The 16623-nt window shown below is 70.3% G+C and carries 20 protein-coding genes; 15 read left to right on the top strand and 5 right to left on the bottom strand.

Features of this window, described 5'->3' with window-relative positions; all coding sequences use genetic code 11:
• Nucleotides 1-103: 103 nt before the first annotated feature.
• Both ACIBUY_RS06030 and ACIBUY_RS06025 read left to right on the top strand, forming a co-directional pair.
• Nucleotides 104-886 (top strand): hypothetical protein, encoded by a 783-nt coding sequence (locus ACIBUY_RS06030; protein WP_399151897.1) that lies wholly within the window; start codon nucleotides 104-106, stop codon nucleotides 884-886.
• 142 nt (nucleotides 887-1028) lie between these two features.
• Nucleotides 1029-3488: a glycoside hydrolase family 5 protein gene (locus ACIBUY_RS06025; protein WP_399151896.1), complete on the top strand. Its 2460-nt coding sequence runs from the start codon at nucleotides 1029-1031 to the stop codon at nucleotides 3486-3488.
• A 9-nt stretch (nucleotides 3489-3497) separates the two neighbouring features.
• Here ACIBUY_RS06025 and ACIBUY_RS06020 read toward each other — a convergent pair whose 3' ends face one another.
• Nucleotides 3498-6560 carry an alpha-mannosidase gene (locus ACIBUY_RS06020; RefSeq protein WP_399151895.1) on the bottom strand — a complete coding sequence of 1021 codons (3063 nt, stop codon included), beginning with the start codon at nucleotides 6558-6560 and terminating at the stop codon, nucleotides 3498-3500.
• Nucleotides 6561-6763: 203 nt separating this feature from the next.
• On the opposite strand from ACIBUY_RS06020, the gene ACIBUY_RS06015 reads away from it, so the two are divergent.
• Nucleotides 6764-7240, top strand: coding sequence for an ATP-binding protein (locus ACIBUY_RS06015; protein ID WP_365567419.1), 477 nt, complete (start codon nucleotides 6764-6766; stop codon nucleotides 7238-7240).
• 37 nt (nucleotides 7241-7277) lie between these two features.
• Here ACIBUY_RS06015 and ACIBUY_RS06010 read toward each other — a convergent pair whose 3' ends face one another.
• The 3 genes from ACIBUY_RS06010 to ACIBUY_RS06000 all read right to left on the bottom strand — a co-directional run bounded on the left by ACIBUY_RS06010 (nucleotide 7278) and on the right by ACIBUY_RS06000 (nucleotide 9718).
• Nucleotides 7278-8324 carry a DUF2637 domain-containing protein gene (locus tag ACIBUY_RS06010; protein WP_365567417.1) on the bottom strand — a complete coding sequence of 349 codons (1047 nt, stop codon included), beginning with the start codon at nucleotides 8322-8324 and terminating at the stop codon, nucleotides 7278-7280.
• Between the two features lie 187 nt (nucleotides 8325-8511).
• Nucleotides 8512-9366 (bottom strand): (2Fe-2S)-binding protein, encoded by an 855-nt coding sequence (locus tag ACIBUY_RS06005; protein ID WP_399151894.1) that lies wholly within the window; start codon nucleotides 9364-9366, stop codon nucleotides 8512-8514.
• 43 nt (nucleotides 9367-9409) lie between these two features.
• Nucleotides 9410-9718 (bottom strand): helix-turn-helix transcriptional regulator, encoded by a 309-nt coding sequence (locus ACIBUY_RS06000; RefSeq protein WP_365567413.1) that lies wholly within the window; start codon nucleotides 9716-9718, stop codon nucleotides 9410-9412.
• Nucleotides 9719-9918: 200 nt separating this feature from the next.
• Here ACIBUY_RS06000 and ACIBUY_RS05995 point away from each other — a divergent pair, with 200 nt between their 5' ends.
• From ACIBUY_RS05995 to ACIBUY_RS05955, 9 genes are all read left to right on the top strand, one after another.
• Entirely contained in the window at nucleotides 9919-10839 is a 921-nt protein-coding gene (locus ACIBUY_RS05995) for a hypothetical protein (protein WP_365567411.1), read from the top strand.
• A gap of 133 nt (nucleotides 10840-10972) precedes the next feature.
• The gene (locus ACIBUY_RS05990) at nucleotides 10973-11245 is read left to right on the top strand and encodes a hypothetical protein (RefSeq protein WP_365567409.1); all 273 of its coding nucleotides are present in this window, start codon (nucleotides 10973-10975) and stop codon (nucleotides 11243-11245) included.
• Between the two features lie 17 nt (nucleotides 11246-11262).
• The gene (locus ACIBUY_RS05985; RefSeq protein ID WP_365567407.1) at nucleotides 11263-11454 is read left to right on the top strand and encodes a hypothetical protein; all 192 of its coding nucleotides are present in this window, start codon (nucleotides 11263-11265) and stop codon (nucleotides 11452-11454) included.
• A gap of 186 nt (nucleotides 11455-11640) precedes the next feature.
• Nucleotides 11641-11862 (top strand): hypothetical protein, encoded by a 222-nt coding sequence (locus tag ACIBUY_RS05980; RefSeq protein WP_365567405.1) that lies wholly within the window; start codon nucleotides 11641-11643, stop codon nucleotides 11860-11862.
• Nucleotides 11859-12236, top strand: a complete 378-nt coding sequence (locus ACIBUY_RS05975) for a hypothetical protein (protein WP_365567403.1) — start codon at nucleotides 11859-11861, stop codon at nucleotides 12234-12236. Before ACIBUY_RS05980 ends, ACIBUY_RS05975 begins: the two co-directional genes overlap by 4 nt.
• Nucleotides 12233-12544 carry a DUF6083 domain-containing protein gene (locus ACIBUY_RS05970; RefSeq protein WP_365567401.1) on the top strand — a complete coding sequence of 104 codons (312 nt, stop codon included), beginning with the start codon at nucleotides 12233-12235 and terminating at the stop codon, nucleotides 12542-12544. The genes ACIBUY_RS05975 and ACIBUY_RS05970 overlap by 4 nt, the downstream gene beginning before the upstream one ends.
• Nucleotides 12545-12632: 88 nt before the next feature.
• Nucleotides 12633-13649: a hypothetical protein gene (locus tag ACIBUY_RS05965; RefSeq protein ID WP_365567399.1), complete on the top strand. Its 1017-nt coding sequence runs from the start codon at nucleotides 12633-12635 to the stop codon at nucleotides 13647-13649.
• Between the two features lie 101 nt (nucleotides 13650-13750).
• Nucleotides 13751-13960 carry a hypothetical protein gene (locus tag ACIBUY_RS05960; RefSeq protein ID WP_365567397.1) on the top strand — a complete coding sequence of 70 codons (210 nt, stop codon included), beginning with the start codon at nucleotides 13751-13753 and terminating at the stop codon, nucleotides 13958-13960.
• Nucleotides 13961-14100: 140 nt separating this feature from the next.
• Nucleotides 14101-14406 carry a hypothetical protein gene (locus tag ACIBUY_RS05955; RefSeq protein WP_365567395.1) on the top strand — a complete coding sequence of 102 codons (306 nt, stop codon included), beginning with the start codon at nucleotides 14101-14103 and terminating at the stop codon, nucleotides 14404-14406.
• Between the two features lie 150 nt (nucleotides 14407-14556).
• Here the strand turns inward: ACIBUY_RS05955 and ACIBUY_RS05950 are convergent, their stop codons facing one another.
• Complete coding sequence (locus ACIBUY_RS05950; protein ID WP_365567393.1) at nucleotides 14557-14883, bottom strand: hypothetical protein; 327 nt, start codon at nucleotides 14881-14883, stop codon at nucleotides 14557-14559.
• A gap of 308 nt (nucleotides 14884-15191) precedes the next feature.
• On the opposite strand from ACIBUY_RS05950, the gene ACIBUY_RS05945 reads away from it, so the two are divergent.
• The 3 genes from ACIBUY_RS05945 to ACIBUY_RS05935 all read left to right on the top strand — a co-directional run bounded on the left by ACIBUY_RS05945 (nucleotide 15192) and on the right by ACIBUY_RS05935 (nucleotide 16623).
• Nucleotides 15192-15428 (top strand): helix-turn-helix domain-containing protein, encoded by a 237-nt coding sequence (locus tag ACIBUY_RS05945; protein ID WP_365567391.1) that lies wholly within the window; start codon nucleotides 15192-15194, stop codon nucleotides 15426-15428.
• A gap of 300 nt (nucleotides 15429-15728) precedes the next feature.
• A complete protein-coding gene (locus ACIBUY_RS05940; protein WP_365567389.1) occupies nucleotides 15729-16049 on the top strand; it encodes a hypothetical protein in 321 nt (106 codons plus the stop codon).
• Nucleotides 16042-16623, top strand: coding sequence for a ParB N-terminal domain-containing protein (locus ACIBUY_RS05935; protein WP_365567387.1), 582 nt, complete (start codon nucleotides 16042-16044; stop codon nucleotides 16621-16623). The genes ACIBUY_RS05940 and ACIBUY_RS05935 overlap by 8 nt, the downstream gene beginning before the upstream one ends.

Raw genomic sequence — 16623 nt, 5'->3', positions numbered from 1 at the left:
CCGTGCGCCGTACGAGTGGAAGAGGTGACCCGGCGGAGGAGTAGCGACGACGGCGCGGAAAGTGTCACGAGGTGACCATCACACTTTCTCCACAGGAAGGTCCGTGCCACTCATGACGTCCTACCGCCGCGTCTCCGCCGTCGCCGTCGCCGCGCTCCTCGTCTCCGGCTTCGCCGCCCCGGCCGCGTTCGCCGCCACCCCGGAGCACGCCCCGGCCGCCACCTCCGTCGCCCCGTCCCCCGACACCCCGCTCGTCGGCGCGGGCCTCTCCCTCGACCTCAACGCCGCGCTCGGCCTGGACGCCCACGGCATCGTCACCGCCGCCGTCAAGGGTGCCGTCGACGTCGACGGAGCGATCCAGCTCAAGGTCGGCAAGGGCAGCACCATCGTCCACAAGAACCACCGCGTCACCGGCGGTACGGTCAACCTCGTGGGTGGCATCCAGCTGTCCCACGGCGGCAAGAAGGTCGTCGTCTCCGGCCTAAAGGTCAACCTCGGCAGCGGTGCCATCACCGCGAACGTCGAGGCCGGCGCCAAGGTCCGCGCCGTCGTGCTCGGCTCGATCAACGTCCGCACCGCCACCGCCGCGATCGCCGAGGGCAGCTCCGTCGCCACCCTCAACCTCGCCAACGACGGCATCAAGCTCAACGCCGCCGCCCTGGTCGACCTCGGCACGGACATCGGTGCCTGCGTCGACGTGGACGTCGACGCGGGCGCCACGGTCGACGTCGACGCCGCCCTGGACGTCGACGCCAACCTCGCCATCGGCACCCGGCTCGACGCCGACCTGATCGTCGCGCTCGGCCTGGACGCCGACATCGACATCGACCTCGGCCTCAGCGGTCTGCTGGACCTGGACCTGTTCGCGGACATCAGCATCCTCTGACGACCGCAGGTCGCACGTCTCGCCGGTGCCCGGCCCCTACTTGCTGGGGGGCCGGGCACCGGCGCGTGCGCGCCCGTACCGTCACCAACTCGTGACCGCAGCAGGACAGTTGACCCGGACGGTCGTCCTCTACGATCGCTCGATGTCGCGCCCCAGGTACCAGGACCACGCCGCGGCGGCCGCCGCCGCAGCCCTGCTCACCGCACTGTGCCTCGTCGCCGCGTACGCGGACCCGACGGGCCTGTTCGCCCCGGTGGGTGCCCAGACGCTGCGCGCCGGGTCCGTGCACGGGCTGTGGTCGCTGTCCGGCCTGGTGTTCCTGCCGGTCCTGGCCGCGGTGGCGTACGCGGGCACGCTGGTGACGGTGCGTACCGCAGGGCCCGGCGCCGGGCGCGGCCGGGTACTGCTGCGGATCTGGGGGGTGTGCGTCCTCGCGGGCGGACTGGCCAGGTTCGGGCAGGCGGTCGCCGGCACCGCGGGCGTCGCCGTGCACAGCGGCAGCACGGACCTCCTGCCGGTCGCGCTCTGGTCGGCGGGACTCGTGGCCGAGCGGACGGCCCTGCTGGGGTGGCTGCCCGCGCTGGCCGCGGCGCTGCTGTCCCGGCGGCGGGAGCCGGAGACCCCGACCGGGACCGAGCTCCGGCCGATCGTCGTCCGCACCGCGCTGACCGCCTTCCCCGCAGGGCTGCTGCTGCTCGGCCTGCTGACCTCGTCCTCACCCGGCGTCTCGGTCGCCACGGGCCTGGCCGCCCAACTGCCCGTCGTGTCGGCCCTGTTGGTGGCCGCCGCCGCTGTCGTGCTGCAACGGCACGGCGAGCGGCGGTTCGCCCAGGCGCGGGGGACCGGGCTGCTGATCGGCGGCTGGGTCTGCGCGCTCGGCGCGGGCGCCCTTGCGGGGGCCGTCGACGGACTCGGCATCGCCGTGTACCGGGCCGTCTCCGACGGCGGCGACCTCTCCGCGATCCCCGAGGCCGGGCAGGCGGTCGGGGCCGGACTCGCGCTCGGGCTCGCCTTCGGCTGGGCGCTCGGCCCGGCAGGGCTGCTCGCCCGCCGCCTGTCGACCGTACGAACAGGCGTGACGGCGGTGGTCCTCGTGGCGCTCGCCGCCGTCGGCGGGCACCTGCTGACCGCACCCCCGGACCGCACCGCGACCGTGTCCGCCGCCGCCCGGGCCACCGCGTCGCGGCCGCTGCCCGCGCTGACCGTGCGGGGCCGGACCATCGCCGATGTGAACGGCCGTCAGGTGCTGCTGCGCGGCGTGAACGTCAACCAGCTCAACGACTACCGGAGCAACGGCCGCCCCGGCGCCGCCACCGTGCTCCCGCTCACCGAGGACGACTTCCGGCAGATGGCCGCCGCCGGCTTCGACGTCGTACGCCTCAACGTCAGCTGGTCCCGGCTCGAACCGACCCGCGGGCACTGGTCGCAGGCCTACCTGGCACGCATCCGGCAGGCCGTCGGCTGGGCCGCCAAGTACGGGCTCTACACCGACATCGACCTGCACCAGGACGCCTACTCCCGCTACACCGGAGCCCCTGCCGACAGCACCTGCCCGACGCCGCTGCCCGGCTTCGACGGCGCGCCCGCCTGGGCGACGCTCACCGACGGGCTCTCCCGCTGCCAGGGCCTCGACCGGGACACCACCCCCGCCGTCCAGCGCGCGGCGAGCAACTTCTACCACGACACCGACGGCATCCAGGGCCACCTCGTGGACACCCTGGCCCTGCTGGCGCGCACCTTCGCCGCCGACCCGGCGGTCGCCGGATACGGCCTCTACAACGAGCCGGGGTTCGGCGACGACGCGAGCACCGACAGCTCCGTACTCCTCGGCGCCTACTACGACCGGGCGCTGAAGGCGATCCGCGCCGCGGAGAACGGGGCCCCGGGCGGCTTCCACCACCTGGCCTTCCTCGAACCCAGCGTGCTGTGGTCAGGGCTCGGCTTCGCCGCGACGCCGCTGCCGGGCTTCACCGACGACCCGTGGACGGTGTTCGCCCCGCACCTCTACAACGAGTCGATCACCATGGACCAGTCGCTCGGCATCACCCTCGTCTCCGTCGAGCGCGGCTTCGCGCTGGCCGAGCGGCAGGCGAAGGCGTACGGGATGCCGGTGTGGAGCGGTGAGTGGGGCTGGTTCCCGTTCACGGACGAGCGCGCCCAGGCCCTGGCCGAGCGGTACCAGGCGGCGGCGGACGAGCACCGGATCGGCGGCGCCTTCTGGGTGTGGAAGCAGGCCTGCGGCAGCCCCGAGTCGAGCACCACGGAGCCGACCATCGGCAACTACCACCGGCAGGACTGCGCCACCGGCAAGGCCCTGCCGCCCGCCGCCGACGCCAAGTCCCTTGTGGTGCGCCCCTATCCGCGCGCCGTGCCGGGAACCCTGGAGGCCCTGTCGAGCGCGCCGCACGCGCTGGAGTTCAGCGGCACGGCGAAGGGCGCACGCTCCTGCACCCTCGACGTGTGGTTCCCGGGCGCGCCCGCGCCGCGGCTCACCGTGCACGGCGTGACCGACATCAAGTCGGCTCGGGCGAGCGGCGGTTGGCGGATCACGGGCTGCGCGACCGGTACGTACCGGATAGCGGCACGTACCGGCGCGGCATGACCCCTGCCGTCAGGCCGGACGCAGTCGCAGCGTCAGGATCTGGAACGGGCGCAGCGACAGCGCGAGTCCGGACGCCGAGGTGTCCGCGGGCCGCAGCGGACGCTCAAGCAGGTCCGTCTCGTCGGCGCCCGCCACCGGGAACGCGGTGGTCAGCGTCGCGCTCGCGCGCCCGCCCCGCGACTCGTAGAGCCGCACCACCACGTCGCCGCTGCGGTCCTCGGCCAGCTTCACCGACTCCACCGTCACCGCCGGGTCGTCGACCGTCACGAGCGGCGTGAGCGCGGGCGCCTCGGCGCTGCGCAGCGGCAGGTTCAGCGCGAGCCCCCCGGCCACGGCGTCGCCCGTCGTCGCGCCCGGCGCCAGCGCGTACGTGAAGCGGTGCGTGCCGAGGTCCGTCTCCGGGTCGGGGGAGTGCGGCGCCCTGAGCAGCGTCAGCCGGACCGTGGTCCCCAGGCCGCGCTCGTGCGGCGTACGCGTCACGTCGTGGCCGTACGTCGAGTCGTTGAGCAGCGCGACCCCGTACGCCTCCTCGGCCACCCGCAGCCAGCGGTGCGCGCAGATCTCGTAACGGGCCGCGTCCCAGCCGGTGTTGGCGTGCGTGGCCCGGTGCACGTGCCCGAACTGGATCTCGGCAGCGGACCGTTCGGCGTGCACGTCCAGCGGGAACGCCGCCTTGAGGACCTTCTCCGACTCCTGCCAGTCGACGTCCGTGACGACCTCCAGGCGCCGGCTGCCCGCCGCGAGCCGGTACTCCTGGGAGACGGTGGACTTCCCGAAGGTGCGCGTGACCCGGACCGAGACCCGCAGCGGACCGTCCTCCACCAGCTCCACCGCGTCGGCGTCCGTGAGATCCGTGCGGGTGTGCCGGTAGTGCGCGTCCAGGTCCCAGGCGTCGTACTGCGTGGGGTGGTCGGGGTGCAGCTGGAGCAGATTGCCGCGGGCGCCGGGGGCGAGGACCTCGCGGCCGCCGTGCCCCAAGTCCCGTACGGAGGTGAGGAGTCCGTCGCTGTCGATGGTGACCGTCAGATGCTCGTTGGCGAGGACGATCGAGTCGCTCTCGCGCGTCGCCGCCGCGTGCGCACCGGGGCCGCGGGTGTGCCCGGCGGCCTCGGCGAGCGAGCGGGTGCCGAGCCCGTCGACGGTCACGTGCACCAACTGCCCGTCGTGTGCGACGACTTCACTGCGCGCGTACGGAGATGCGTTCAGCACCGACATCGCGCCGCCGCCCAGGTGCCGTACGGCCCCGGCTGTGATCTCGTCGAGCTCGGCGAGGGCCTGGGCGTAGGTGTCGCGGGCCTCCCGGTGCACCCAGGCGATCGAGGAGCCCGGCAGGATGTCGTGGAACTGGTGCAGCAGCACCGTCTTCCAGATGCGGTCCAGGGCGTCGTACGGATAGGCGTACGACGGGTCGCGCAGCGCGGCCGTCGTGCACCACAACTCGGCCTCGCGCAAGGCGTGTTCACAGCGACGGTTGCCCTGCTTCGTCTTCGCCTGCGTCGTGTAGGTGGCCCGGTGCATCTCCAGGTACAGCTCGCCCGACCACACCGGGGCCTTCGCCCCGTACTCCTCGTGCGCCTTCTCGAAGAACTTCGACGGCTTCTCGATCTCGACCCGCGGCGAGCCCTCGAGGGAGCGCAGGCGGCGCGCCCGCTCCAGCATCTCGCGCGTCGGACCGCCACCGCCGTCGCCCCAGCCGAAGGGGACGAGCGACGTGGACGCGCCGCCCTTCTCCGCGAAGTTCCGCTCGGCGTGGGCGAGTTCGCGTGCGTGGAACTGCGAGTTGTACGTGTCCACGGGCGGGAAGTGGGTGAACACGCGGGTGCCGTCGATGCCCTCCCACCAGAAGGTGTGGTGCGGCATCTTGTTCGTCTGGTTCCAGCTCAGCTTCTGCGTCAGGAACCACTTCGCCCCCGCCAGCTTCGCCAACTGCGGGAAGGCGGCGGTGTATCCGAAGGAGTCGGGCAACCAGATCTCCTCCGTCTCCACGCCCAGCTCCTCCAGGAAGAAGCGCTTGCCGTGCACGATCTGCCGGGCCAGCGCCTCGCCGCCCGGCATGTTCGCGTCCGACTCCACCCACATCGAGCCCACCGGGGCCCAGTTCCCGTCCGCCACCGCCTTCTTGATGCGCTCCCAGATGTGCGGCTGGTGCTCCTTCACCCACGCGTACTGCTGCGCCTGCGAGCACGCGAAGACCAGCTCGGGGTAGTCGCGGGCGAGCGCCGTGACGTTCGCGAAGGTGCGCGAGGCCTTGCGGACCGTCTCGCGCAGCGGCCACAGCCACGCCGAGTCGATGTGCGCGTGCCCGGTCGCCGACACCCGGTGGGCGCTGGCGTGCGCGGGACGCGCCAGGACGTCCGCCAGCTCCGCGCGGGCCGCGACCGCCGTCCCCGCCACGTCGTGCAGATCGAGCGCGTCCAGCATCCGCTCCAGGGCCCGCAGGACGTCGTGGCGCCTGCCCCGGTCCGCGTCCAGCTCGTGCATCAGCTCCGACAGCACCTCGACATCGAGCACAAGGTGCCAGACGTCCTCGTCCAGTACGGCCAAGTCGGCAGAGTGGAATCGGTAGATGGGGCGATCTCCCGCGGTCAGTACGTCACCCACATAGGTGGGCTCGAAGTCCCGCAGCACCGTCGGATTGGCCGCCGCCTCCAGCAGCAGATGCACCGGTTCGCCTCCGACCGCCGGGGCCGCGACCGTCAGGTGCCGGTTGCGCGGATGAATGCCCTTGAGGGGCACGCCCGCGGCGTCGTACAGCAGGCCCTCCGCCTGGAATCCCGGCCCCTGCCCGGTGAACCCGGGGTCCACCACGGCCTCGACGTGCCGGCCCGCCCACTCCTCGGGCACCCGCCCCTCGATCCGGAACCAACTGGTCGACCAGGGCTTTCCCCAGACGGTGCCGGGCTCGAAGGGCGCGTACGTCCCCTGCAGAGCCTGCCCGACGGGCACGGGCTCGCCCGGCGCGTGCCAGACGCTCAGCGTCAGCGGCGTCCGCGCGGCGTACTGCGCGGGACGTACGAACTGACGCATCGCGCGCTCGAGTCGGCCCTCCACGAGGTGTCGGTCGTCGTGCACAGCGGCTCCTTCCGGTGCTGGTCTTGCCGAGGTCCCCACGCTTCCTTCCCCCCAGCGCCCCCTGGACACTCCTCGACATTCGCTAGTGGTGGACGAATCAACAAGAGTGCCGACATGCCCACCGGGCATGCATCCCCGTGTACGCGTTCGACGTCCAGAAGCGACACCAGAAGGGCATCGGGATCAGCGTGTGGGCGGGGGCCATGAAGAGGCAGGCAAGAGACACGGAGGAGACCGGGGGCCGACAGGGGGACGTTCCGCCGCGACAGCTCACGCGCAAGCTGGGCAGGGCGGATCTGAGGGCCGTACCGGAGACCAGGCGTGCGATACGGGAACTGCTCCGGCACTGGGGCAGGCCGGGAAGATCGGAGATAGCCGAGCTGCTCACCAGCGAACTCGTGACGAACGCGCTGGTGCACACCGACCGTGAGGCCGAACTCACGGCGACAGTCGGCCCGCGCGGCCTGCGGGTCGAAGTGCGCGACTGCGCGTCGCGCAGACCGAAGCTACGGGTACCGAACGCCGACGACGGTACGCACGGCATCAACGGGAACAGCGGCACCAACGGCCGGGGCCTGCTCCTGGTGCAGTCCCTCGCGGACGCCTGGGGCGTCATGGCGCTGGGCGCTGGCCGGACCGGAAAGGTGGTGTGGTTCGAACTGGACGGCGGCGTCGCGTGACGCGACGCCGCCGTGGGCGGGGAACGGCGCTCGGCGGTCAACCGAACTGCTGCTCAAGGTCCTTGAGCTTCTGCTCCAGGGTGTCGAGCCGCGGCAGCGCCTGTGTGTCGTCCTCCGCCGTCAGGTCGACGGTCACCGGGGTCAGCTGCTCAGAGCCGGTCTTGACCGCCTGGAGCGATGGCCGGGCGCGCAACGGGAGTTGGTCCTGCGAGGGCGGGTCCGGCGGCGATATGGCAGGCTCCGCTGAGCCTGCGGTCTCCACCTGGCGGCCGCCGCCGTTCCCGTAGCGGTGGCCGCGGCTGAGCGCCCGCAGCTGCGCCCGCTCCAGCTTCTGGTGCTCACGCTGCCGCATCCGGTTCCGCATCTTCTCCCGCTTGTCCTCGCGCACCTCGTCGACGGCCTCGTCGAGCGTCCGCACGTTCTCCAGGAGCATCAGCGACCAGGCGCTGTACGTCTCGCGGGGCGCGCGCAGCCAGCGCACGATGCGGATCTGCGGCAACGGCCGCGGCACCAGGCCCTGTTCACGCAGCGCCGCGCGGCGCGTCTGCTTCAGGGCGCGGTCGAAGAGGACGGCGGCCGACAGGGACATCCCCGCGAAGAAGTGCGGGGCGCCCGCGTGGTCCAACCCCCGTGGCGCGTGCACCCAGTTGAACCAGGCGGCGGCGCCCGCGAACGTCCACACGAGTATGCGCGAGCCGAGCGCGGCGTCACCGTGGCTGGCCTCGCGCACGGCGAGCACCGAGCAGAACATCGCGGCGCCGTCCAGGCCGAACGGGACGAGGTACTCCCAGCCCCCGGACAGGCTCAGGTTCTGCCGGCCGAAGCCGACCAGGCCGTGGAAGGAGAGCGCGGCGGCGACGGCGGCGCAGCAGAACAGCAGCACGTACGAAGCGGTGCCGTAGACGGCCTCCTTGCGCCTGCGGCGCTCCTCGCTGCGCTCCCACGACTCGTCGGCGGACGCGCCGTGCTTGCCGGTGTCCCCGGCGCGCTTGCCGCGCGCGAGCACCGCAACCGCCGCCAGCAGGCCCAGGAGCAGCACGGCGCCCGGAAGCAGCCAGTCCAGCGATATGTCGGTCAGTCTCATCTGGGGTCCCTTGCCTAGCGATAGGGCGTTTCGGCGGCCATATTGCTCCAGCCGTCCGGGCCCGCAGGGGGTTTCGGGACAAGAGAACGCCATTGGAGTGCAAGGGGGCGCGTAAAGCGGCCGTACGCTCGAACTCCCGCCGCCAGAAGGGAAGTTGAGTTCGATTTACGTCACACGGACGGGTGGTTCAGGCTGCGGCGGTTGCGGTGAGCTTCGTGATGCGGTCCGCGTCGCAGGTGCGCGGGCACGTCACGCAGGTGTCCTCGGGGCGCAGCGTGTAGAAGAGGCAGCAGCTGGCGCGGTCCCGGGTCGGCAGCAACTCCCCGCCCGGGCCGGTGAGTTCACGGAACGCGGCCTTCCCGACGTACGGCTTCGTCGTGCCGGGGAGCAGTTCCTCGAGCTCGGTCATCGCGCGGCGCTCCTCGCCGAGCAGATGGCCGATGTACCAGAGGCTCTCGACGATCTCGTCGGTCGCCATGCCCCACAGGGCGCGCGGTCCGCGCCGCATCCGCGGGCCGAAGCCGGTGAGGACCGGGCCCAGGTGCTCGGCGACGGCCGACCGCACCTCGGCGCGCAGCGCCGCCTCGTCCGGGACGACGTGCGCGCCGGGCAGCCGGGCGGCCGGGTCGTCGGGCAGGCACGAGAATTCGGTCACATGCACTGCCATCCGGCCGAGCGCCCGCTGGAACGAGACGTGCGCGGCGGGGAAGCGCGGGACGCGGCGCTGCAGGAACCAGGGGGCCGTGATCAGCAGGCACGCGGGCCAGGCGTAGCGGTGCAGGCCGAAGCTGGCGACGACGTCGGGGCGGGCCTGCATGCCGTAGTCCTTGAGCACCTGGGCGTTGTCCCAGGCCAGGAAGGTGTCGAGCGCCGCGCCGCCCTCGGCGAGCCGGGCGCTGCGGACCCAGCCGGCGCCCTCGGGCAGCTGCTCCTCGGGGGCGAGTTCGATGATGCGCAGGCTCGGGAACACCTCGGTGAGGCGGGCGTACGCGGCCGAGACCGCGGTGTCCGTCGCGGTGTGCGCCGGGGTGATGAGGGGCATGCAGGGACCACCGAATCACGATCGTTTGCAGGTAAGCCTTACCTTACCCGAAGGATTCGGGGTTTGTTCCGGTGGTCGAAAGGGCACGAAGGTGCGGCAGCCAGGCCTCAGTTCCCGCGAACAGGTCCTCCTGGGGGATGCCGAAGAGGGCGGCGAACTTCTGCACCTCGCGAAGGTCCCACGGGGTAACTCCGCGCAGCTTGTTGGAGATGGCGCGCTGTGAGGTGCCGATCAGACGGCTGATCTCGACCTGGGTCAGGCCGAGCATGCCCACGGCGACGCGTACGGACTCGCTGATGTTGGCGACCCAGTCCACGTCTACCTGGACCGGCGCCAGCGCGCTATTCGTCATGCCGCGAGCATAGCAACTCTGTGCCCGAATATGCATTGATCCGCATTGCGAGCGTAATTGTGCTCCCGCAGGGATGTTTGCAGCGTTCAGCACGAACATGCTAGAAACGTCTGCATGACGCCCAAGATCTCGACTCGCGAACACCCCTGCGCAGGGGGAACTCCGCAGCGTGACAGGGCGCCACGGATGGTGATCGTCAGGTGAGTGACCTCCCGGAGAACGCCCGGCTCGTGCCGATGAAGCCCTACCCGTGGGCCGTCGGCTTCCACGAGGCCTGGGACGGCGTCGAGCACATGCCCGGCCTGACCGCGAGCGTGCGCGACATCGCCTCCCGGGTTCAGATCCTCGCCGAGCCCAACGGTCTGTTCTCCAAGTCCCGAGCCGAACTCGCAGGGCGCGGCTCCACCCCCAACTTCGCCGGCCGCGTCCTCAAAGCCCTCAGCGCCGGGGGCTGGCTCCTGCTCCATGCCGAGCACGACTCCAAGACGTCCACCCCGGCCGTATGGCGCCTAACCCGCCCCGACGGGGTCAGCGACCTGGCCGTCTTCACCTACATGTCCGCCGTACTCACCAACGACCGCAACCGCCGCGCCCGCGCACGAGCGGCGCTGGAGAAGGAGTACGACCTGCACCTCGGCGACGAGCCCGAGACAGATACCCCACCCCAGGTGCTCACGAGCACCCAGGGGCGAAGCGAGGAATACGAGACCCCAGGTGCTCACGAACACCCACCCCAGGTATCCGCGAGCACCCACCCCCCGGTGCTCGCGAGCACCCCTCCTCCTTATATGAGTTCTTTGGAAGTACATGAGAGAGCTGAGGTAGTAGAGACAGGTGCTGTAGCGGGGGGCTCGGCACATCAAGATCGATTCATCTCGCAAGAGCCGTCAGCGCCTTCGGCGAGACCCGATTGGCTTCCCTCGATGCGCAGCAGCGACCCCCGTCCCGCGCTCGTCGCTCACCAAGGCGAAGGCAAGCCGGATCGCCGACGCCCCCAGCGCGAAGTCCTCATGAGCACGGTGCCCCCGGCCCGCGACGACGCCGAGACGCCGGACATCCCCGACGTCGCCGAACGCGCCTCACAGGTTCGCGCCCTGATCCGCAAAGACCACACCGCCTGACGCCCCCTGGGCGCCCTCAGGCGACGGCTCCCGTCCCCGCTGACGCGATCCACGCCCCTCGCCCCGGAAGTCGCTCAGGCGCCCGCCTACGGCTTCGCCCCCCCCTGAACCGACCCGATCCGAGTGAGAACCCATGACGCTCTCCCCGATCCATCCCGACCCTCTGCCCACTGCCTGCCGTGAACGCGAACTCTCCTACGCAGCGCAGGGAGTTCTCGCCCGCCTGCGCGCCATGCCCTCAGAAGTCCCCTTCACCGCCGAGTCGTTGACCCCGTACGCGGCCGACCGCCGCGACCGCGTACGCGGCTGCCTGCGCGAACTCGCCGCCCGTCGCTGGCTCGTGCGCTTCGACTTCGAGGGCCTGGCCGACAACGAGGCCTACTACCTGCCCGCGGAACTCGCCTGATGGGCCCGACAGTGAGCGTGCCTGTGTCCGTGAAGGTCGTCACGAAGCCCGGGGGTGGCGAGGAGGCCGTGATCGCCCAGGCCGACTTCACGGTGACCGGCGACGACCTCGACTCCATCCGCCGCTCCTACTGCCTGGAGACCGCCAAGGTCTTGCGCGAACTGGCCACCGAGATGGAACACGAGGAAGCGACGGCGGCCGATGAATGAGCCCGAGGTCTGGGACCGCGACGACGAACGCATGGTGCGCCCCGTGGACCCCCACCGATTCTGCACCCACGACCCGAGCGCGACCTGCACAGCAGGCCGGCCACTGACGCCGGAGGAACGCGCCGAACGGATCCGCACACTGCGCGCGCTCGTCTCGCGCCGCAGAACACCGAGCACAGGGCAGGCATGATGCCCCGCCAGCGGTACTTCAAGACCACGCGCACCGGGCTGACCTACGAGGTCGTCACCGCCCGCGAGATCGCAGAGACCATCGTCGACCCAACACTGTGGCGCTCCTCGTGCGGGTTCTGCGGGCTGCCCGTGCAGGGCGGCACTCACGGCGTCGACGAGCACATGCACGTCGTCCACGACGACCTCGACCGAGACCTGATGGTGAGGCTGCGATGACCCTGCCCGACTACTTCCACGGCGGCATCCCGGGCCTTGCCGAGGGTGCCCTGCTGCTCCCGCCCGACATCAGCGGCACCGACCGCACGCTGTCCCAGTTCGCACGACCCGACATGCCTGCCTGGACCGCACGGCGAGACGTCGTCTACGTCTCCACCCGACAGGACGACGCCCGGGTGTTCGCTGCGTTCTACCCCGACGGCGCCCTCTACCGGGTCGTTCCCGTCGGCGTCGTCGGACCGGACCCCGACCACCCGGCACGGTCCCTGATGTGCCGCTCGGCGCGCATCGAGGAAGTCATACGGCCGATGGTGGTCTTCGCGCACCGCACGCCCGCCTCGTGGATGCGGCTGCTGATGGGAACCACCGCATGACCGCTACCGAACCCGAGGACTGCCCCGACGTCCGGCCCTCGCGCTGCATGTTCCGACGCTGCCCCGACTGCGCGCAGCCCACCCACGTCCACCCCTGCGCCGATGGCTCCGCCGTAGCCATGCAGCCACGCAAGTACCCCGCCGACCAACTCCCTCCGACGATATGGCGCCACCTCGTCCACGGTGTCGTCCGTCTCGGCGCGGATCCGCGCGAGCCCTGGCACGTGATGATCGAGCATGCCGAGGTCTGCACCGCCCGATCTGCGCACGACCTGCTCTCTTCTCTGCGCACACGACCCATCGGATGAGCGATTAGTGCACGCCGACGTTTCCCTTTAGGAACGTTGATGGGTTGTGGAGTTGACGGATGGTCGGATGGTGCGCCAGTCTTCCGGCGTGAACATCACTGACGTGTTGGCTGCGGCGGCCCAGGAGGGGCCCGCCCCCTTCGTCGTCGGTGACAGCCGTTCCAAGCAGGCGCAGGCGACGAGGCCTGGTGAACTCGTCGAGCAGGCGCAGCGGTTGCTCGACAAGGCCGAAGAGCTGATGAGTCAGGCCGTCATCGCCGAGCGGCAGCGCGGAACTTCCTGGGAGCAGATCGGCAGGGCTCACGGCGGTATGTCAAAGTCCGCTGTCTACAAGCGATATGGGCAGGTGGCAGGTCCGTTCGAGGAGCAGGTCGCCGACGTGATGGAGCGAGGTGTCGTCGAGAGCGAGACACGTGGTCCGCTCAAGCCCATTCGCGCCGCAATCCTTATCTCCGCCTTCGACATGGCGTACGCGCTCGTGGAGCGTACGTGGGACGAAGTTGACGCGATCGTGCATGACCAGGACGTACTTCGAGACCTGCGTAACGCGACGCTCGCTGCGTCGGGACAGACCGCGACGGTGGGCGACAACGTGTTGGCTGAAGTGCATGCTGCGCCGATCAACGTCCACATGGCGGCGGGGAAGTCCAGCAATATGGGCTACGCGGATTTCCTGCCGCGGGCGCGTAGGGCGCCGTGGAGTGTGGGATCTGATCTTTCCGAGGAAGAGGTTGCCTGGCTTCGGAGCAAGTGTGCCTCCGTCGTGAGGAGCCTTGGCCTTGACCCGGAGTCTGACGGCGCAGAGTCAAATGATTCCGACACGGAGATCGAACGCCTGCTGGGCCTCTGTGTAGCGGCCTCACGCGTGGCGGACGCTCCGGATGATGAATCAGCCGAGCCGCTTGCAGATCGTCTTCGAAGCCAATACACGGGGGAGGGGCTGCGGCGGTCACGGTCGAGGCTGAGCATGCCACCACTTCGCTACACCGACGCCGCTGAAATCCAGGCCCTGATTGAGGCTGCTACTCGCCGAAGCGGCGATGCCCGGCTGGAAGCCATCGAGCGCCGACTCGCAGCCCTGGAGAGCCAGGGCGACGATTCCTGACCGTTACGAGCGGTCTCTAGAACCCCGTCGCCCCCAGACCCACCTCTCACAGCGCATCCGGGGGCGACGGCCAACCAACGACCCAGAAAGGTCTGGCTGTCATGAGCAGTATGCAACCCTTCCCCGGCCGAGGCGAAGAGCCGAAGAGGTCGAACGGCCTTCTCGTGGCTCTGGCCACCGGCTATGCCGGCGGTTACACCGCTGCGCTCGGCGTCACGGGGAGCTCGATCGACTCGGTGACCTCGGCGGCCGTGGCCTCGGTCCAGGGGGTGATCGCCGCCGCCTGCTGGGTCTTCTGGCAGCGTCGCTGACGTGAACGGTGCCGCGCCTCGATGTCGAGGCGCGGCACTGCCGCTCTCTGTACCGTTACAGACGGTGCGCGACACAAGCAATGTGCGGTACATGGCTAGTCGGTGGCGTGATCAAGGTGTACTGCGGATAATCCGGAAGCATGGGTACCGATCACATACAGGCCATAGCGCAGACCGCCCGCGCCAAGTACCCGGCGGGCCGGTGCGTCGCCCTCCCGAACAGCATGACGATCCACGAGACGGCCCTGAAGCGATGGAAGGGCGAGTGGGTTCCCGCGCCAGCCTGCCATGTCGGCACCTTCCAGGGGATCGAGGACTCCGGGATCAGCGTCTACGGTCCCTCGACATGTCGGCGCACCAAGTGCCGCGAGATGCGTGAGGCCCGCGGCGGCCTCCACCTTCCGAACTGGCCGGACAACGTTCAGATGGAGCTCTTCGCGGCGTGAATCTACCCACCGCGGCCGAGGTCCGCGCGGTCATCGCGCGCGCTGGCCGGTGGGCAGATCTACACCGTGCCGCTGTCCGTGGAGAGCAACCTCCTGCTGTCCGCCTACCTCCAGCTCGGCTGACGGAAGCGCCAACAACGCGCCCTGCGGCTACTGGTAGCGCGTGACCGACTTCTTCTTGTTGATCCCCGAAGCGTTCCACACGGTCATCGGGAGCCACACGAACAGGCCCCACACGCCGGCCGTGAGGACCGTCATCAACAGGTGGAAGGTGTGGGAGGTCTTCTTCTTCGTCCGCGTCACCGACATCGTCGGCACGGCAGCCGGCGCCGGCGCGGGCGCCTGAGGCGCCGTGTCGTAGCCGCCGAAGGGGCGCTCGTTCAGTTCACGCCACCGGGCCTTGAGCGCTTCCTTGGCCGGGCGGGCCTGCGGCGAGGTCTGCTCGGCGGAGGCGGTTTCAGGGCTGTGGGGGGTCATGATTCCAAGCTAGGCGCGCTGACCTGGGCAGTTGCAGAGTCGAAAGGCCCCGCGCGGTGGGGTCGTAGGTCCCGCTGTCGCTCTCAGTGGAGTGGCGGTTACGCGTAATTGATCACTTTCTCTCACGTTATGCCGGGTGGCTCGCCCGAGCCCACGCGGCTCTCCCGTCCCCGCTTGTGGGGGAGTTGGCGAAGATCGGGCGGCGTGGGCGGCAGGGCGCGGGGGACCTCGCGTGCTCTTCCGGCGTCCTGTCGTCCCGCGCGAGCCGATCCATTCCGTTAAGTGATCGTAGTGTTACCGTCGGTAACATGACGAAGCGTCTCAAAGGCACCGAGCGCACTGAGGCTGCCGCCAGACTCCGCACCGCCTACGACGGCGGATACTCCATCCGCCAGTGCACCGTCATGTCCGGCCTCTCCTACGGCTGCACCCGCCGCCTCCTCATCGAGGCAGGCACCCGGCTGCGCACCTCCGGCCCCGTCCGCCGCAACACCACTCAGCCCGTCGCCCTCGCGATCCCCGCCCAGCGCACGTACGGCGACTGATGCCGAGCTACCTCGTCCGCGCTATCCCGCGGCGCCACACCCCCGAACGCCGCGCCCTCGCGCAGAAGTTGAAGACCGAGTACGGCAGCGACGACCTCTCCATCCTCGACCTCGCCGCGGCCTTCGGCCTGGCCCCCACCACGACGCGCACCCTGCTCGTCGAGGCCGGCACCGTCATGCGACGCGGCCCCCACCCTGACCCCGCCTTCGACACCATCCACCCCGACGGCACCCCTCACCGGCAGATCCCCGGCCTGCTCGGCACGCTGCCGCTCCATCTGCACCCCTCAAGGACTACGCATGACCATCGGCGCCGAAGAGCTCGCGACACGATTCACGTTCCACCCCGCCACCGCAGAACAGGCGGCGAAGTACGAAGAGCTGCGCGCCCTCGCACTGAACTTCGCGCTCACCATCGATGAGCACGTGCCTGACTCCCGCGAGAAGAGCCTGGCGCTCACTCATCTCGACGAGACCGTCATGTTCGCCAACGCCGGCATCGCCCGCCGCGACGACGAGCAGCCGTCCGAGCCGCCCGAGCACGAGCACACCCACACGCCTTCCGGCCGCCTCTACTGCAACCGCCCAGACCTCCACGCCCAGGAGGACGACGGTGAGTGAACCCACCTGCGCCCCCGACCTCCAGCCGCTACTGCGCGACCTGCACTCCGTCAAGCGCTACCCCGGCAATCCCAAGCGCCACGACCTGGAGATGATCCAGGACTCCATCACCCGCTACGGGTTCTGGCGCGCCATCGTCGTGCAGAAGGCGACCGGCTACGTCCTCGCCGGGAACGGGCAACACGAAGCGAGCGAACTCCTCGGCGCGACCCGCGTACCGATCGTCGAGGTCGACGTGGACGACGACGCCGCCAAGCGCATCGTCCTCATGGACAACAAGGCCGGCGACAACGGCTACGAGGACGTACTCCTCGCCGAACTCCTCAAGGACCTTCAGCACACCCCCGAAGGCCTGGACGGCACCGGCTACAACAACGACGAGATGGACGACCTCCTCGACAAACTCGCCGACGACGCCCTCGACGGCAACGACGACTTCCTCGGCGACGCCGACGAAGAGGAGTCCACCACCGCGTGGGGCGTCATCATCACCGCCGGCACCGAAGCCGAACAGCTCGAACTCCTCGAACGCTTCCAGGACGAGGGCCTCAACGTGCGCGCGCTGATCGGCTGA

This window comes from Streptomyces sp. NPDC050085 (genome assembly GCF_044460595.1).
Taxonomy (GTDB): domain Bacteria; phylum Actinomycetota; class Actinomycetes; order Streptomycetales; family Streptomycetaceae; genus Streptomyces.
Note: the sequence above shows the minus strand (reverse complement) of the source record. Positions and strands in the feature narration are given on the sequence as shown.

Excerpts from the sequence above, each read along its gene's own strand:
- ACIBUY_RS06025 (WP_399151896.1), top strand. The coding sequence starts at position 1,029 with ATGTCGCGCCCCAGGTACCAGGACCACGCCGCGGCGGCCGCCGCCGCA.
- ACIBUY_RS06015 (WP_365567419.1), top strand. The coding sequence starts at position 6,764 with ATGAAGAGGCAGGCAAGAGACACGGAGGAGACCGGGGGCCGACAGGGG.
- ACIBUY_RS06010 (WP_365567417.1), bottom strand. The coding sequence starts at position 8,324 with ATGAGACTGACCGACATATCGCTGGACTGGCTGCTTCCGGGCGCCGTG.
- ACIBUY_RS06005 (WP_399151894.1), bottom strand. The coding sequence starts at position 9,366 with ATGCCCCTCATCACCCCGGCGCACACCGCGACGGACACCGCGGTCTCG.
- ACIBUY_RS06000 (WP_365567413.1), bottom strand. The coding sequence starts at position 9,718 with ATGACGAATAGCGCGCTGGCGCCGGTCCAGGTAGACGTGGACTGGGTC.
- ACIBUY_RS05990 (WP_365567409.1), top strand. The coding sequence starts at position 10,973 with ATGACGCTCTCCCCGATCCATCCCGACCCTCTGCCCACTGCCTGCCGT.
- ACIBUY_RS05980 (WP_365567405.1), top strand. The coding sequence starts at position 11,641 with ATGATGCCCCGCCAGCGGTACTTCAAGACCACGCGCACCGGGCTGACC.
- ACIBUY_RS05975 (WP_365567403.1), top strand. The coding sequence starts at position 11,859 with ATGACCCTGCCCGACTACTTCCACGGCGGCATCCCGGGCCTTGCCGAG.
- ACIBUY_RS05970 (WP_365567401.1), top strand. The coding sequence starts at position 12,233 with ATGACCGCTACCGAACCCGAGGACTGCCCCGACGTCCGGCCCTCGCGC.
- ACIBUY_RS05960 (WP_365567397.1), top strand. The coding sequence starts at position 13,751 with ATGAGCAGTATGCAACCCTTCCCCGGCCGAGGCGAAGAGCCGAAGAGG.
- ACIBUY_RS05955 (WP_365567395.1), top strand. The coding sequence starts at position 14,101 with ATGGGTACCGATCACATACAGGCCATAGCGCAGACCGCCCGCGCCAAG.
- ACIBUY_RS05950 (WP_365567393.1), bottom strand. The coding sequence starts at position 14,883 with ATGACCCCCCACAGCCCTGAAACCGCCTCCGCCGAGCAGACCTCGCCG.
- ACIBUY_RS05945 (WP_365567391.1), top strand. The coding sequence starts at position 15,192 with ATGACGAAGCGTCTCAAAGGCACCGAGCGCACTGAGGCTGCCGCCAGA.
- ACIBUY_RS05940 (WP_365567389.1), top strand. The coding sequence starts at position 15,729 with ATGACCATCGGCGCCGAAGAGCTCGCGACACGATTCACGTTCCACCCC.